Source organism: Rhodobacter sp. 24-YEA-8, from assembly GCF_900105075.1.
In the GTDB taxonomy this organism is placed as follows: domain Bacteria; phylum Pseudomonadota; class Alphaproteobacteria; order Rhodobacterales; family Rhodobacteraceae; genus Pseudogemmobacter.
This window is the reverse complement of record NZ_FNSK01000002.1, coordinates 429,035-444,603: the sequence shown is the minus strand read 5'-3', so window position 1 is coordinate 444,603 and position 15,569 is coordinate 429,035. Positions and strand designations below refer to the sequence as shown.

At 65.3% G+C, this 15,569-nt stretch carries 13 protein-coding genes and 1 pseudogene; 9 read left to right on the top strand and 5 right to left on the bottom strand.

The features are described 5' to 3' along the window. Positions 1-38 precede the first annotated feature (38 nt). From BLW25_RS18605 to BLW25_RS18590, 4 genes are read left to right on the top strand one after another with little or no spacing between them, the layout of a single operon-like run. Entirely contained in the window at positions 39-1,025 is a 987-nt protein-coding gene (locus BLW25_RS18605; RefSeq protein ID WP_092903124.1) for a FecCD family ABC transporter permease, read from the top strand. Then, positions 1,022-1,795: an ABC transporter ATP-binding protein gene (locus BLW25_RS18600; RefSeq protein ID WP_092902899.1), complete on the top strand. Its 774-nt coding sequence runs from the start codon at positions 1,022-1,024 to the stop codon at positions 1,793-1,795. Before BLW25_RS18605 ends, BLW25_RS18600 begins: the two co-directional genes overlap by 4 nt. Next, positions 1,792-2,211 (top strand): pseudoazurin, encoded by a 420-nt coding sequence (locus tag BLW25_RS18595; protein WP_092902897.1) that lies wholly within the window; start codon positions 1,792-1,794, stop codon positions 2,209-2,211. Before BLW25_RS18600 ends, BLW25_RS18595 begins: the two co-directional genes overlap by 4 nt. Beyond that, positions 2,208-2,975 (top strand): class I SAM-dependent methyltransferase, encoded by a 768-nt coding sequence (locus BLW25_RS18590; protein WP_092902895.1) that lies wholly within the window; start codon positions 2,208-2,210, stop codon positions 2,973-2,975. Before BLW25_RS18595 ends, BLW25_RS18590 begins: the two co-directional genes overlap by 4 nt. Before the next feature lie 11 nt (positions 2,976-2,986). Here the strand turns inward: BLW25_RS18590 and nanR are convergent, their stop codons facing one another. Next, positions 2,987-3,766 (bottom strand): transcriptional regulator NanR, encoded by a 780-nt coding sequence (nanR, locus tag BLW25_RS18585; protein WP_253188586.1) that lies wholly within the window; start codon positions 3,764-3,766, stop codon positions 2,987-2,989. Positions 3,767-4,173: 407 nt separating this feature from the next. Between nanR and cpsB the strand changes: the two are divergent. After that, a pseudogene (cpsB, locus tag BLW25_RS25045) lies at positions 4,174-4,373 on the top strand (mannose-1-phosphate guanylyltransferase/mannose-6-phosphate isomerase); the annotation flags it as partial. Between the two features lie 55 nt (positions 4,374-4,428). On the opposite strand, the gene BLW25_RS18570 reads toward cpsB, so the two are convergent. From BLW25_RS18570 to torT, 3 genes are all read right to left on the bottom strand, one after another. Beyond that, complete coding sequence (locus tag BLW25_RS18570; protein ID WP_092902891.1) at positions 4,429-4,839, bottom strand: DUF983 domain-containing protein; 411 nt, start codon at positions 4,837-4,839, stop codon at positions 4,429-4,431. Positions 4,840-5,133: 294 nt separating this feature from the next. Beyond that, on the bottom strand, positions 5,134-6,438 hold the full coding sequence (locus tag BLW25_RS18565) for an ABC transporter substrate-binding protein (RefSeq protein WP_092902889.1): 1,305 nt from the start codon (positions 6,436-6,438) through the stop codon (positions 5,134-5,136). 112 nt (positions 6,439-6,550) lie between these two features. After that, on the bottom strand, positions 6,551-7,636 hold the full coding sequence (gene torT / locus BLW25_RS18560; RefSeq protein ID WP_253188585.1) for a TMAO reductase system periplasmic protein TorT: 1,086 nt from the start codon (positions 7,634-7,636) through the stop codon (positions 6,551-6,553). Positions 7,637-7,717: 81 nt separating this feature from the next. Here torT and BLW25_RS18555 point away from each other — a divergent pair, with 81 nt between their 5' ends. Continuing rightward, positions 7,718-10,627, top strand: a complete 2,910-nt coding sequence (locus BLW25_RS18555; RefSeq protein ID WP_171909640.1) for an ATP-binding protein — start codon at positions 7,718-7,720, stop codon at positions 10,625-10,627. Here BLW25_RS18555 and BLW25_RS18550 read toward each other — a convergent pair. After that, the gene (locus tag BLW25_RS18550; RefSeq protein WP_092902885.1) at positions 10,600-11,337 is read right to left on the bottom strand and encodes a response regulator; all 738 of its coding nucleotides are present in this window, start codon (positions 11,335-11,337) and stop codon (positions 10,600-10,602) included. The two genes, BLW25_RS18555 and BLW25_RS18550, sit on opposite strands and share 28 nt — an antisense overlap. A 190-nt stretch (positions 11,338-11,527) precedes the next feature. On the opposite strand from BLW25_RS18550, the gene BLW25_RS18545 reads away from it, so the two are divergent. The 3 genes from BLW25_RS18545 to BLW25_RS18535 all read left to right on the top strand — a co-directional run bounded on the left by BLW25_RS18545 (position 11,528) and on the right by BLW25_RS18535 (position 15,569). Then, the gene (locus tag BLW25_RS18545) at positions 11,528-12,493 is read left to right on the top strand and encodes an ABC transporter substrate-binding protein (protein WP_092902883.1); all 966 of its coding nucleotides are present in this window, start codon (positions 11,528-11,530) and stop codon (positions 12,491-12,493) included. Positions 12,494-12,582: 89 nt separating this feature from the next. Beyond that, entirely contained in the window at positions 12,583-13,617 is a 1,035-nt protein-coding gene (locus tag BLW25_RS18540; protein ID WP_092902881.1) for a quaternary amine ABC transporter ATP-binding protein, read from the top strand. Next, positions 13,614-15,569: an ABC transporter permease gene (locus BLW25_RS18535; RefSeq protein WP_092902879.1), complete on the top strand. Its 1,956-nt coding sequence runs from the start codon at positions 13,614-13,616 to the stop codon at positions 15,567-15,569. Before BLW25_RS18540 ends, BLW25_RS18535 begins: the two co-directional genes overlap by 4 nt.

Sequence of the window (15,569 nt, the reverse complement as noted above, 5' to 3'; positions counted from 1 at the left end):
CCCCTGTTGCGCTTGCCGCCCATGTCGCTCTGCGCGCCATGGCGGGGGTGGCTGTTCTTGCGCTTGCCATTCTGACGGGCGTGATCCTTGGCGAGACGCCGCTGCCCTGGTCGACGGTCTGGGCGGCGTTGGCGAATAATCTCTGGGCGGCGGGGCTGCCGGTCGATCCGATTGATCAGGGCATCATCTGGGCCTACCGCGTCCCAAGGACGCTGGTTGCCGCCGGATGCGGCGCGGGGCTGGCGCTGGCAGGTGTGGTGTTGCAGGCGCTGGTCAGAAACGCGTTGGCCGATCCTTATCTGCTGGGCGTCTCGGCAGGGGCCTCGACCGGGGCGGTGGCGGTGACGATCATGGGCGTCGGTGCCGGGGCCATCGGGATCTCGGGGGGTGCCTTTCTGGGGGCGGCTCTGGCCTTTGGGCTTGTTGCGGCCCTGGCCCGCGCGGCGGGCGGCGGCCCTGCACAGATGGTGCTTGCGGGCATTGCCGGATCGCAGCTTTTCAACGCGCTGACCTCTTTCTTCATCGCGAAATCCGCCAATGCCGAACAGGCGCGCGGCATCATGTTCTGGCTTTTGGGCAATCTTTCCGGCGTGCGCTGGCCCGATGTCACACTGGCTTTGCCGGTCGCGGTCGCCGGGTTCCTTGCCTGTCTCTGGCATGCGCGTGCGCTGGATGCGTTTTCCTTTGGCTCGGACGCCGCTTCATCGCTGGGGATCGCGGTGCGCCGCGTGCAGATCGTGCTGATCGGTGCGGTGACCCTGATGACCGCAACGATGGTCAGCCTTGTTGGCTCCATCGGTTTTGTCGGTCTGGTGATCCCCCATGCGGCGCGGTTCCTTGTGGGGCCGCGTCACGGGCGGCTGATCCCGGCGGCGGCCCTGACCGGGGCCGTGTTCCTGATCGCGGCCGACGTGGTCTCGCGCATGCTGATCCCGGGCCAGGTGGTGCCGATCGGTGTGGTCACGGCGCTGGTCGGCGCGCCCGGCTTCGCGCTGATCCTGATCCGGGGGAGGGTGCGCGGATGAAGATCGCGGCGCATGAACTTGGCTGGGCCGCGCGCGGGCGCAACATCGTCGAGGGCATCACGCTTGAGGTTGCCAGTGGCGAGACGCTCGGGCTGATCGGGCCGAACGGATCCGGGAAATCGACGCTGCTCAAGCTCTTCGCCGGGATCGCGGCGCGACCGCGCGGCACGGTCAGCCTGGACGGCACGGCCCTGTCGCGCATGAACCGGCGCGATATCGCGCGGCGCATCGCCTTTGTCGAACAGCAGGCCCAGACGACCGAGGCGCTGAGCGTGCGTGACGCGGTGGAGCTGGGCCGCACGCCCTGGCTCTCGCCGCTGGCGCCTTTCGGCGCGCAGGATGCTGCGATCTGTGCCGAGGCGCTGGCGCGCGTAGGTATGGCTGAAATGGCGGCGCGGTCCTGGACCACGCTTTCGGGCGGCGAGCGTCAGCGTGTCCATATCGCCCGGGCCCTCGCGCAGCGCCCGCAGGTCATGCTGCTGGACGAGCCGACCAACCATCTTGATATCCATCATCAGCTTTCCCTGTTGCGACTGGTCTCCGACCTGCCGGTGACGGTGGTGATCGCGCTGCATGATCTGAACCAGGCGCTTGGCTGCGACCGGCTGGCGGTGCTGGAGGGGGGCAGGCTTGCCGCCCTTGGCCCGCCGCGCGAAGTGCTCAGCGCCGACCGCCTTGCCCGCATTTTCCGCGTCGGTGCCAGGACGCTGACCGACCCGACCGACGGTGTCACGCAATTCCGTTTCCACTGCCTTGAGGATCAGCCATGAAATCCGCTCTTGCCGCCCTTTTTCTGATGATCGCCGCGCCCGCGCTGGCCGAAACGCATGAGGTGGAGATGTATAACCGGTCGGAAAACGGCCCGATGATCTATGAGCCATCCTATCTGAAAATCGCCCCGGGCGATTCAGTGCGCTTTATCCCGACCCAGCCGAGCCATAATGCCGCGACCATTGATGATATGATCCCCGAAGGCGCCACGCCGTTCAGATCGAAGATCAATGAGGATTTCACCGTCACCTTCGACGTGCCGGGCGCTTACGGGATCAAATGTTCGCCGCATGTGGCGATGGGGATGGTGATGCTGATCCATGTCGGCGATGTGGCGGAAACCGTATTGCCCGAGACCCTGCCCACACGGGCGCGTGAACGGTTTGACCTGATCCTGTCCGGGATTGCGGAGTGATCAATCACGATCTCGCCGAAGACATCCGTGACTACTGGTCGCGCCGGTCCGAGACATTTGACCAGGCCTTCGGCCATGCGATAGCGCCAGGGGCCGAGGCCGCCGCCTGGGCGCAGCCGATGCGCGATCACCTGCCGCCCGCGCCGGCGCGGGTTATGGAACTGGCCTGCGGCACCGGCGAGGTGACGCGGCTGATCCATGATCTGGGCCATGAGGTCACGGCGCTGGATTTTTCCGAGGCGATGCTCGCGGTTGCGCGCGCGAAACATGCGGGCAAGCCGCGGCTGCGCTTTGTGCTGGCCGATGCGCAGGTTACGATGGAGCCCGATGCCAGTCAGGATGCGATCCTGTGCCGGCACCTGGTCTGGACGCTGACCCGGCCGGAAGAGGGTTTTGCGGATTGGTTTCGGGTACTGAAACCCGGCGGGCGGCTTCTGGTCTATGATGGTGACTGGGCACAGCCCGCGCGTTCGGGCCGCTGGCCGGCGCGGTTGCTGGCGCTGTGGGACCGGATCTCGCCCGATCCGTTTTATGACGGCGCGATGGGCGCGCGCCATGCCGCGATCATGGCGGGGCTGCCTTTCGGCACCGGCCTGCGCTTTGAAATGCTGGTACCACTGCTGGAAAAGGCGGGGTTCACCGCCATCATGCGCCATTCGCATGAGCCGATTGCCCGGGCGCAACGGCGGGTCAACGGGCTGCGCAACCGGCTCAGAACCCGGGTTTATGACCGCTTTATCCTGACGGCGCAAAAGCCCGGCTGAGAGCGGCAGGGTCAGCCCTGGAGGTAAAGCCGTTCCGACCGGTCGAGATGCTTTTGCATCCGCTCCGCCGCGAGATCGGGGTCCTGGGTCGCGATCGCATCGGTGATCGCCTCATGTTCCGCAAGCGTCACCGTCTCATGGCCCGACCAGTGCAGAAGCGTGTCGTGATGTTTGAAGAGCCAGCCCAGCATGGCATGGGACAGCGCGGTGATCACCGGATTGCCAAGGATCGCCGCCAGAGCCGTGTGAAAATCGATATCGGCGCGCATGAAAGCCGCCGTATCGCCAAGTGCCGCACGCTGCAGGCCGACCAGCCCGCGCAGGCGTTCCACATCTGCGGGCGTCGCCTTTGTGGCGGTCATCCGTACCAGCCCGGTCTCGAACAGTTTTCGCGCATCGCGCAGATGCCCGAGATTGCCCGGCTCTGCCGCGATCAGAAGGCTCGCGATATCATTGATCTGATGCAATGCCAGATCCGGGTTCAGCGGATTGACGCGGCTGCGTTCGCCATGGGAGATCGTGATCAGCCCCTGGGTGTGCAGCTGCTGCAAAGCCTCGCGTACGGCTGGGCGGCCGACACCCATCCGCGCCATCATGTCACGCTCGGAGGGCAGGGCGTCGCCGGGGCGCAACTGACCCGAGGCGATCATGGCGCGCAGTTGCTCGACCACCGAATCCGACAGCTTGCGCCGTGCGACCGGCGCGAGTGAAAGATCGGAAGATCGCGGTTCTGGCTTCATCTCGGCCCTTACATGGCGCTTTGGCGGCCGGATGTTCCGACGCAGTGGCATGATGATATAATGATCCGGGCGGCAGGGAAAGCACAGCCTGGTCAGGCCGCGCAACACGGGTGACAAAACCTGCTGCCCGATGCATGTCAGAAGCGGTTTCGCGACGCGTGCCGGAGCTGAGAACAGCGAAATGGCATTCGCCGTCGCCGTGCCTGGCAATGTCGGGCTGTCCGACGCCGTCTTGCTGGCGCGCCGTCATGGCGTCGCCGCAGTTGATCTCTCGGCAATCCCGGCGGATCTGGTCAATGCAGGGCTATTCGCCCATCGCAGCAGCGCTGGCGGCAGACGGCCTAACAAGCCCGACCGCTCTGCGCCGCGCGGGATATGGGCTTTACCCCGGACCATGCCGAAACCGCTTCTGACTGTCTGGAACCGGCGAGCGCATCACAGGCGGGCGTAGCGGGTTTATCGTGGCGGCAATGCCCGACGTTGTACTGGTGGCGGGCGCCGACCAGTCAGTGGATGTGAAAAGGCCGTGGCGGCGTTAAAAGCCAACGGCGCGCGTCAGGACGAAATGCTGCCGGCTGATTTCCGGCCCCGGGGCTGGAATGAAAGCCTTGTCGTTGGCGACCGGTTCCAGGTCAGGCGCATCCATGTCCATCCGGGCAAGGTGCCGATGGTGTTGATCGAACGGAAGGTCGGCAGCGGCGCGGCGCCTGACATCAGTGTTGCGATGCGCTGCTTTCGCCAAAGCCATGCATACGCCGCGACCATTGCATGGCCACCATAAAGCCCTTGGTCGAAGGCAACATCACCAGCGCCAGGGGAATCACCGTCATCGTCACGATCAGGCCGACAATGCCGGGCGTCAGGTCGGTATAGCTGAACAGACCATGGATCATGAACCCGGCGATATGGCAGATGATCAGCATGGTGATATAGGCGGGGCCGTCATCGGCCCTTTGATGCCAGAGCTCTTCGCCACAGGCCGGGCATTGCCGTACCACCTTGAGGTATGACGAGAAAATCGCGCCCTCGCCGCAGGCCGGGCAGCGGCACATCAGGCCACGGCGGATCGCCTGTTTCAGCGGGCGTTCAGGAAGCTCTGCGGCGGAATGCGACGTATCGGTCATGCTGTCCTCGGGTCACGGAAGCCTGCGGGCGCTGCTATTGGCCCGTTGCCAATGATGTAGGGCAGTTTCATCATAAAGACAAGATGTCCGCAATGTATGGGTCTGCGACGGAATGACCCATATATTTAATCCGGATTGTGCGGGCTGCGGCGCTTTGAGAGCCGCTGATAAGTGTCACGATGTCTGGTCTCCATCCTGAGATGGAAGAGCGAACTGCGCGCGGGCGCGGGGGCAGGGGAAGGGCGCCTGAGACCGGGAAGGCGCCGCCAGGCGCGCCAGAGGCGGCGCAAAAGCTCAGACACGCTGGCTCCAGAGCTGGCCATAACGCTCCATCTCCCGATGCAAAAGGGCGCCGTGCCGATCATACCAGTCGGTCACCGAGGTGAATTCACGAATATGCGCCTTGCCGCCGGATATTTCGACCACAGGCCAGTTTCCGACCAGGGCATTGGAAATGCCGAACAGGTCGTCGCCCCACCAGCGCGCGGGGCCGAAGACATGACGCAGCCCCCGGCCGGATTTCATTGCCGAAAGCACGGCATCCGGCGCGGTGCTGTCGGCGGCCTCGGCCGCCGCCTTCCACAGATCCAGAATAGCGGCATATTGCCAGGAGACCGAACTCCACTGGCCTGGAAATCGGGCCTCATATTCGGCATGAAACCGCGCCGGGTCGCGAAAATTCACCTCGGGGGCTGCAAGGGCGGGGTCGTCGAAATCGGGAAACTGGAAGATCGCGCCTTCCAGGAATTCGGGCGAGGTATGGGCGATGATGCGGTCGTGGAAATCCAGCGTGCAGGAGAGGATCTGGCCGCGAAACCCCTGGCGGTAAAGCTGTTCGCAGATCGGCAAAATGTAATCGGGATAACAGGTGTCGAGGCAGACGATCTCTGGCTTTCCTGACAGCATCCGGCGCACCAGGGGCTCAAAATCGCTGGTGGCGGGGTCGAAAAAGAACGGCTCATCGGTCATGCGGATCCCGGCGGCGGCAAAGGCGGCCAGGTATGTTGCGATTGAGGGCAGGCCGAACACATCATCCTGGGCGCAGATTGCGGCAGAGCGAAGCCAGGGGCGGTTGCGCGCCAGCCAGTCGACGCCGGTGACATTATAGATCGGGTGGACCTCGGCCGGGGCGATGAGCGTTGTCGTCTCGGGGCTGAGATCCGAGGGCAGCAGGGTCGAGGCGAGCATCCCAGTCTCCTGCACCAGGGGCGCCGCACCGGGCCAGGTGTCGCCGCCCAGCATCATGAGAAAGCTGACGCCATCGCGCCGGATCAGCTTTTGTGCGCCGATTCTGGCGCGGGCCGGGTCATATTCATCATCGAAAGCCAGGATTTCGACCGGCAGCTGGCGCCCGCCAATGCGGATCCCGCCCGCCGCGTTGATCCATTCTGCCCAGAGCCGGCTGCCATCCAGACCCGGTTGCCCCCAGGCGGCGACCGGGCCGCTCAGGGGGCCAAGAAATCCGACCTTTACCCGGTCCTCAGCGGCCGCGGCGGCGCGCGGCCAGAACCCGGTCGTCAGCGCGCTGACGGCAGCGCCCAGGGTGGCGGTGAGGATGTTGCGGCGGTTTGCGCCGCCAGGGCGGGGGCTTTTCAGCATGGCTGTCCGTTTCGGGGCTGCCGGTATCAGGGCCAACGCCCGGTCTTAAGTCAAGTAATTTCACGCTCAGGAAACTGAGCGCCGGTTATGCCGCTGAATTGCCTTGCAGGGCCTATTCCGGCTCAGACGAAAACACCGGTGCGAAATCGGCAGGGGCGAGGGTCGCATCAGCATCATAGCTGCGGATTGTCTCTGGCGTCACGGTGACGATGGCCGGGCCGGCATGGCGGATGTCAAGCTTCCCCTCAATCGCGCGGACCGCCATTTCCACCGCCAGCCGCCCCTGTAAAACCGGGAAATCCGAAGGGGCCGCCAGGATCTTGCCACGCAGGATGCCGCGATGCACGGCATGGGTCATGTAATCCGAGACGATGCCGACATCGTCGCGCCCGCGCGCGCGCAGGATCGACACCGCCGCCTCGGCCATCGGGCCGGAGCCGACGAGGTAATCGGGCCAGGGCGTGGCCTCCAGCACATCCTCGATCAGAAGCACCTGCTCTTCGCGCCCTGTATCGCCGTGCCGCACCTCAGTGATCCGGGCAGAACTGTCTGCAAGCGCGGCGCGGAACCCCTCATCGACGAAACGTACCCAGCCTGCGCCTTCCGGCCCGGGAAACCAGGCGACCGAGACCGGGGCGCTGCCTTTCGGGTGACGCGCGGCCAGCGCTTTTCCGGCGGCGGCGCCCATCTCGCGCCAGGGCACAGAGGCCTTGGCGCTGATCCCTTCGGGCGCGATGTCATTCACCGCAGCGATCACCGGCATGGTCCGGGCGATCCGGGTGAGCACCGGCGTCATCCCGTCATAAGACACTGTGCCGATGATCAGCGCATCTGCCCCGGCGGCCACGCAGGCCTCGGCCTGTTCGATCTGGCGCGCGAGATTGGGGTAGCCGCCGGCCTCATACAGCGTGAAGCCGACGCCGAGGCGGCGCGCCTCTTCTGCCATGCCGTGATTGACGCTGAGCCAGTAAGAATCCTTGAGATGCGGGTAGAGGATGCAAAGCTGCCAGGGCTGCGCGGCGTGATCCAGCGGCTGATAGCTGAGCGGATGGGTCGGGCTTGCGTCATCCATCGGGCGGTCATGGACCAGAAGGGACCAGGGCGCTCCGGCCGGCTCGGCGCGAAGACCGCCGAAAGACCCGCTGAGGGCAAAAATCACGCCTGTCACGGCAATGAGGGCGGCGGTCGGACGGGTCATATGCATTTTTCGGATGGCCTCGCGGCGGTTACGTGCCAGTTTCGGCGGAAATCCCGGACAGGGAAAGAGGCGATTCAGGTGATGCAGGGCGATCTGGCGACAAGGGGGAGCAAAGGAGGCAGGGGGCTGGGCTCCCGGCTTCTGACGGCCTTTCTTGTCATCACCGGCCTGCCGCTGGCGGCGGCGCTGATCGGCTGGCTTGAACTCAGCGGCACCATCCGTGCCCAGGAAGAGGCGAGCGAGCGCACGATTCCGGCTTTGGCCGGGCTGCGCGGATTTGCCGAATCCAGCGCGCGGATCGTGGCGCTGGCCCCTGAACTGGCCCTGGTGCAGACCGAGGCCGAGCGGCGCGAGCGTACCGCCTGGCTCTTTGACCAGGTGGATGTGCTGAACAGGCGGCTGGCGCCCTACAGAAACAGCGACCGCGAAGCGATCGCGGGGCTTGAGATCGCGATCCGCGATCTGCGCGGTGCGATTGGCGTGCTGGATCTGGTGGTGCAACGCCGCATTCTCGCGCGGCTCACGCTGCGTCAGCATATCGGCGAGGGCATTGCCGCCGCTGCCGAGCTTGGCGGCATTGCCGATACGATGGTCGCCAATGCCGAAGCCGCCGCATCCGCGACGATTTCCAGCCTTTACGAGATCGGCCCCACCAGCGGGGAAGCGGGGTTTGCCGCGCTCGACAAGCTGATCGAGGTCGATCTTTTCCAGCTGAGCCTGATGTTCGAGATGCGCGCCCATGCTTCTGAACTGGGGCTGTTGCTCAACCGCCTCGCCACCGTGCCGGACCGGCCTTCAGGCGCGACCGAAGAGCTTGCGGGGCTGCGCCGGGCGATGGAGGAACGCCTCGCCATCGTCTCGCGCCGGGTGCAGACGATTGCCGATCCGGTACGCGCCAACCGGGCGCTGGCGCTTTTGACGGTGATCCGCGCCGGGGCGCCGCGTACGCCCGGCGCCAGGGCGCGCGGCGCGCCGGATATACTGGATGCGACAGCTGCGGTTCTGACGCTGGAGGGCCGCATCGCCTCGGCCGGGGATAATGTGATCGAGGCGGTGGGCCGGATCGACAAGAGCACCGGGGTGCTGGCAGCCTCTGTGAGCGCACGGGCGACCGAGGCCGGGACGGGCGTCCTGTCGGCGATCCGCTATGCGCAAAGCCTGCAGGCCTGGGGGGCGGTGACGGCGCTGATCACCTCGCTTGCGGTGTTCTGGTTCTATGTGCGCGGCAATATCTCGCGCCGGCTCGACCGGTTGTCTTTGTCGATGACGCGGCTGGCGGGGGGGGCGATCGGCGAGGAAATCCAGCCCCGGGGCCAGGATGAGATTGCGGGGATGGAGCGTGCGGTGGCGGTGTTCCGCGCCCAGGCGATCCATAATGACGCGCTGGAGGAAGAGCGGGCGCGCCACCTCGATGAATTGCACCGGCACCGCAACGAATTGCGCGATCTGGTCGATGAGCGGACCCATGCCCTGCGCGAAGAGGTCGCGGCGCATGACATCGCCCGGGAAAAAGCCGAAGCTGCGGATCGCGCGAAATCCGAATTCCTCGCGATGATGAGCCATGAGATCCGCACGCCGATGAACGGGATGCAGGGGATGATCCGCTCGCTGCCGCGCGACGGGCTGACGCCGCAGCAGCTTGATCAGCTTTCGGCGCTGGAGCTGTCGGGCGAGCGGATGATGGGGATCCTCGGCGATATTCTCGACTTCATCCGGCCCGACCGCGATGAGGCGCGGGCGGCCAGCGCCGATTTCTCGCTGTGTGAACTGGTCGCGGATGCGGAATGGCTGCTCAGACCGGTGGCCGGGGAAAAGGGGCTCGCGCTGCAAATCACCCTGGCGCCGGATCTGCCCGGCCATGTGACCGGGGATCGCGGGCGGTTGCGGCAGATTCTTGTGAACCTTCTCTCAAATGCGATCCGCTACACGCCGGGGGGCCATGTGGCGCTGGCCGTGACCGCGACCCCGGCCGGGCCTGGCCGGGTGATGCTGCGGTTTCGGGTCAGCGATACCGGCCCCGGCATCGCGCCTGAGGCACGCGAACGGATTTTCGAGCCATTCGAGCGTGGCGAGACGCCCGCTGCGCGGCAATTCGGTGGCACCGGGCTGGGGCTTGCGATCTGCCGGCGCTTTGCCGCGCAGATGGGCGGGCGGCTCTGGCTGGAAGATGCGACCCCTCCCGGCGCGGTTTTCGTGCTGGAACTGGAGTTGCCGGTCGCAGCCGCGCCGGCGCCGGCGCCCGTGGTGGCCCCGGTTGATCTGCGGCCGCTTTCCCTGCTGGTGGTCGAGGATCACCCGGTCAACCGCATGGTGGTGGCGGCGATCCTGACGCCGCTCGGCCATCGGTTGCAGATGGCCGAGACCGGGCTGGCGGCGGTCGATCTGGCGGCGGCGGGTGATTATGACGCCGTGCTGATGGATGTCGATCTGCCCGATATTTCCGGCACCGAGGCGCTCAGGCGCATTCGCGCGCTGCCTGATCCCGCCCGGGCTGACGTGCCGGTGATCGGGATCTCGGCCCATATTGCGGGCCGCGAAACCGAGGCGAGCCTTGCTGCAGGCATGGCGCTGATGCTGGCGAAACCGCTTTCACCGCAGCGGCTTATGGCGGCGCTGGCGGATATTTGTCGTCAGGATGATCCGGTTTTGCAGGGCGCGCTGGCCGATCTGCCGCCCGATGTGGTGGCAGAGCTGGCGCGGCTGTTTCTCAGCCGGCTTGATCTTGCGCTGCCCCTGATCCGCGCGGCGGCTGCGCGCGGCGATATGGCCACCCTCGCGCGCGAGGCGCATCAGCTGGCGGGCGCTGCGGCGAATTTTGATCTCGCCGCCCTGATGGGCTGTCTTCAGGAGACCGAGCGTGCAGCGCGGGAGGGGGGTGACCCGGGACCGGCGCTGGCGCGGCTTGGCGCGCTTGTGGCCCGGGCGAAAACCGCGATACGGGCGGATCTGGCGGCCTTGTCGGCTCAATCCAGCGCGGCGGTGAACAAATAGCCTTCGCCATGCGCGGTGGCGAGGATGCGGGGGCTGCGCGGGTCATCACCAAGCTTGACCCGAAGCCTTTGCACCAGCACATCAACGCTGCGGATATTCACCCCGCTGCGGCGGGGCGAAATGGCGCTGGCCAGCCGGTCACGGTCCAGCACCAGGCCCGGCGCGGTGACGAAAACCCTGAGGAGTTCATATTCCGCACGGGTCAGGGGGATCACGGCGCCCTCCGGCCCGGTCAGCGCGCGGGTCGCAAGGTCAAAGGTAAAGCCTTCAAACCGCAGCGATTTCCGCTCCAGAAGCCGCAATGCCTGGGTCCGGCGCAGAAGGTTCTTGATCCGCGCCAGCAACTCGCGCCGGTTGAAGGGCTTGCAGACATAGTCATCGGCGCCAAGTTCCAGCCCGATGATGCGGTCGACCTCATCGGTGCGGCCCGAGATCAGGATGATGCCGATCTCTGAGCGCGCGCGAAGGTCGCGGGTGATCTCCAGCCCGTCGCGGCCCGAGAGGTTGATATCGACCAGCAGAAGATCGGGCGTATCGCTCGCGAGCAGATATTCCGCCTCTTCGGCGGTATCGCATTCCGAGATCCGGTAGCCGAATCCTTCGAGATAGCTGGCCAGTGTTTTGCGGGTGACCGGCTCATCCTCGACGATCAGGATATGCGCGGGCCGGGGGCGCGGGCCTTGCGACGCTGATCGGGGGCTGGCGGTCATCTCGCTCCTGGCCGGAATAAGGGGATATTTCTTTCTGTTAACAATCTTTCACAATTTAATCCAGCCTGTTCATCCTAAAGGGCTTACCCGGTAACAACCTCTGGCTAGCCTGAGGGTCAGGAGAGGCCGAACCTCCCGACCACCGCCGCAGCGGGAAAACCCGCGCGGGCCTCACAACAGGGAAAACCACATGACCAGAACCAGCCGCCTGTCGCGGTCGGCAAGGCTTGCCCTTGCACCGATCTTTGTCGCCGCCAGCCTTGCAGGCGCGGCACAAGCCGAGGATTCCTCAGACCCGATCACCATCCCGATCCATAACTGGTCCAGCCAGATCGTCATGAGCCATGCCGTGGGCCAGATCTTCGAAGGCATGGGCAATTCCGTCGAATATGTCTCGACCGACAGCCAGGCAGTCTATGAAGCGATCCGGCTGGGCGATGCCGCGCTGGAAGTCGAGGTCTGGGAGGGTGCATTCGGCGCCTCTTTTGATGCAGCGGTGGCGAAGGGCGGCATCCATGAGGCCGGCAACCATAATGCAGTGACGCGCGAAGACTGGTGGTATCCGCTCTGGACCAAAGAAGCCTGCCCGGGCCTGCCCGACTGGGAGGCGCTGAATGCCTGCGCCGCCGTTTTCGCCACACCTGAGACCGGCGAGAAGGGACGTTTCCTGGGCGGCCCGGTCGACTGGCTGAAACATGACGCCGAAAAGGTCGATGCGCTGTCGATGAATTTCACCGTTGTCAATGCCGGCTCGGCAGCGGCGCTCTGGGCGGAACTCGCCGCAGCGGAAAAAGACAAGACGCCGATCGTGCTCTTCAACTGGACCCCGAATTTCGCCGAAGCCGTCTGGCCGGGTGAATTCGTCGAATTCCCGAAATGGGAACCGGGCTGCGACACCGATCCGGCGGTCGGTCTGCATCCGGACAAGGTCTATGATTGCGGCAACCCCGCAGACGGCTATCTGAAGATCGCCGCCTGGGATGGGATGCCCGAAAAATGGCCGGCCGCCTATGCCGTCCTGCAAAAGGTCAGCTTCACCAATCCGCAGATCGCGGAAATGGCCAAGCTGGTCGATGTCGACGGGATGGAGCCGGAAGATGCGGCGGCCGAATGGCTGAGCGCGAACGAGGCCATCTGGAAACCCTGGCTGGAATAAGCCCGCAGTCTTTGTGACCCAAGGATAGCCTCTCAGGCCCGCCCCCGTTCTGGCGTTCAGGGGCGGGCTGCTTCAGCCCGGAGACCCGTATGACTGACTTCCCGCACCGCCCGCAACCTGTCATCTCCTGCCGCAATGTCTGGAAAGTGTTCGGACCCCGCCCCGAGGCCGCGCTGGCGGCTTTGCGCGCGGATCCTGGCGCGCGCCCTGAAGGGCATGTGACAGCGGTGCATGATGTCTCACTCGATATCATGCCAGGCGAGATGCTGGTGGTGATGGGGCTGTCGGGGTCCGGGAAATCTACACTGGTCAGGTGCCTGTCACGCCTCAATGAAATCACGGCGGGCGAGATCCTGATCGAGGGCCAGGATATCGGCAAGCTGAACGAGGCGGCGCTGATCGATCTCAGGCGGCGCAAAATGGGTATGGTGTTTCAGAGCTTTGGTCTGCTGCCGAACCGCAATGCGCTGGAAAACGTGGCTTTTCCGTTGGAGATGCGCGGGCAGCCCCGGGCGGCGCGGATTGAACGCGCACGCGAAATGCTGGCGCTGGTGGGGCTTAAGGGTCGCGAGGGCTATTTCCCGCGCGAACTGTCCGGGGGCCAGCAGCAGCGGGTCGGGATTGCGCGCTCGCTTGCGGTCGAGCCGGATATCTGGTTCCTCGACGAGCCGTTTTCGGCGCTTGATCCGCTGATCCGGCGCGAGATGCAGGATGAGTTCCTGCGCCTCAAGGGGATGCTGAAAAAGACCATCATCTTCATCACCCATGATTTCGACGAGGCGCTGCGCCTTGCCGATCGTATCGCGATCATGAAGGACGGGCGGGTCGAACAGATCGACACGCCGGACCGGATCGTGCTGCAGCCCGCGACAGACTATGTCGCGCGCTTCACCGCCGAGATCGACCGCGCGCGGGTTTTGCATGTCTCGGGCCTCGCCGGCCCGGTGGCGGGTCGCGCCATCGAGGGGCCGGCACTGCCCGGGGGCCATACGCTGCGTGATCTGGCGCGCCGGCTGGTCAATGACAGCCGCGACTGGATTCCGGTGGCGGATGGCACCGGCCGTGTCACCGGTATGCTGGAACGCCGCCACGCCCTTGATATTTTGCTGGGCGAAGCGGCATGAGCATGGTGGACCGGATCGATCTTTCGTCGTCTTCGCCCCGGCCGCATGCCGTCTGGCTGATGCTGGGCCTTGCAGCCGTGCTGATCCTTGGCCGCGACCTTCTGCCCGCAGAGCTGCTTCGGCTGCCGGACTGGCTGGTGCTGCCCTTCGCGCATTGGATCAATGCGGCTTTTGCCTTTCTGCGCGATGATCTGGGGCTGATGCAGGTCACCCGCGCCTTTGCCGCCATGCTGGAATGGCTGCTCGATGTGACCGCGAATATCCTTTACGGCAAGAACCGCTGGCCGAGGCTTGGCCCGCTGCCCTGGTCGGTGGTGGCGATCTCGATGGCGGCGCTTGGCTGGTGGCTCGGAGGGTGGAAGCTTGCCGCGCTTGCGGGGGGGACATTCGTCTGGATCGCGGTCATGGGCCAGTGGCAATGGGCGATGGAGACGCTTTCGGTCATCGTGGTTGCGGCGCCGTTTTCGGTGCTTGCCGGGATGCTGCTTGGCATCGCCGCCTGGCGCTGGACGGGGGTGCAGCGGGTGCTGAACCCGATCCTCAATGTCGCGCAAAGCCTGCCGCATTTCGCCTATATGATCCCGGTTGTTGTTTTCATCGGGGTCGGGCCGAAAGCAGGGGCGATTGTCACCATCATCTTTTCGGTGCCGCCGATGATCCGGATGACCGAACTGGGCCTGCGCAAAGTGCCAGAAGAGGTGATCGAGGCCGGTCGTATGTCCGGTTCTACGCCCTGGCAGCTTTTGACCCGGGTGCGGATCCCGACGGCGCGCAGTGACATCCTGATCGGCGTCAACCAGGTGATTATGCAATGCCTGGCCATGGTGGTGCTCGCAAGCTTTATCGGCATGCCGGGGCTGGGGCAAAAGCTGCTGCAACTGTTGCAGGCGCTGAAGATCGGGCTTTCGGTCGAGATCGGCATCACCATCGTGCTGATCGCGGTGGTGCTTGACCGGCTGAGCCGGGCCTGGGCGAAACGCCAGCCGCTGCATCACGCAGAGGGCCTGTCCTGGGCGCGGCGTCACCCGGTTCTGCTGGTCTGGGCGGTTGCGATTGCCCTGGCCTTTGCCCTGTCGCTGGTCTTTCCGCTGCTGGCCCAGGTGCCGCGCCGCGACGCGCTGAGCATTGCGGCCCCGGTCGATGCGTTGGTCGACTGGCTGATCCGGCTGGTCGATCCGGTGACGACCTGGCTGAGGTGGTTCCTGATCACCTGGGTGCTGATCCCGCTGCGCGATGCGATCCTGTGGCTGCCCTTCAGCGCGGTGCTGCTGGCGGTCGCGGCGGCAGGCTGGGCGGTCGGCGGCTGGAGATCGGCGCTGGTCATGCTGGGTTTCATTGGCGCCATTGCCCTTTCGGGCTGGTGGGACCGGGCCATGATCACCGTCTATATGGTCGGGTTCTCGGTCTTCCTGGCGGCGCTGATCGGATTTCCGCTGGGGATCTGGGCATCGGCCTCCGAGACCCGCGCGAACCGGGTGCTGCTGGTCTGCGACTCGCTCCAGACCTTCCCGAGCTTCATCTATCTGATCCCGGTCGTGATGCTGTTCGGCGTCAATGACGTGGCCGTGGTGATGGCAGTGGTGACTTTCGCAGCTGTGCCCCTGGTGCGCTATACGATCGAGGGGCTGCGCGGTGTTGCACCGGAACTGATCGAGGCGGCGCATATGAGCGGCACGACAAGGCGGCAGATGCTCTGGCATGTGCAATTGCCGATGGCGGCGCCGGTGATGCTGGTGGGGGTGAACCAGTCGGTGATGTTCTCGCTGTTCATGGTGATCATCGCGGCCTTTATCGGCACCCAGGATCTGGGCCAAGAACTGCAACGCGCGCTTTCGGCCAGCGATGTCGGCAAGGGGATGGTGCTGGGGCTGGCGGTTGCCTTCCTTGGGCTGGCGGTCGATCACCTGATCAGCCGGCAGGCTCAGCGGATGGGGAAGGGGGCCGGCGCCTGA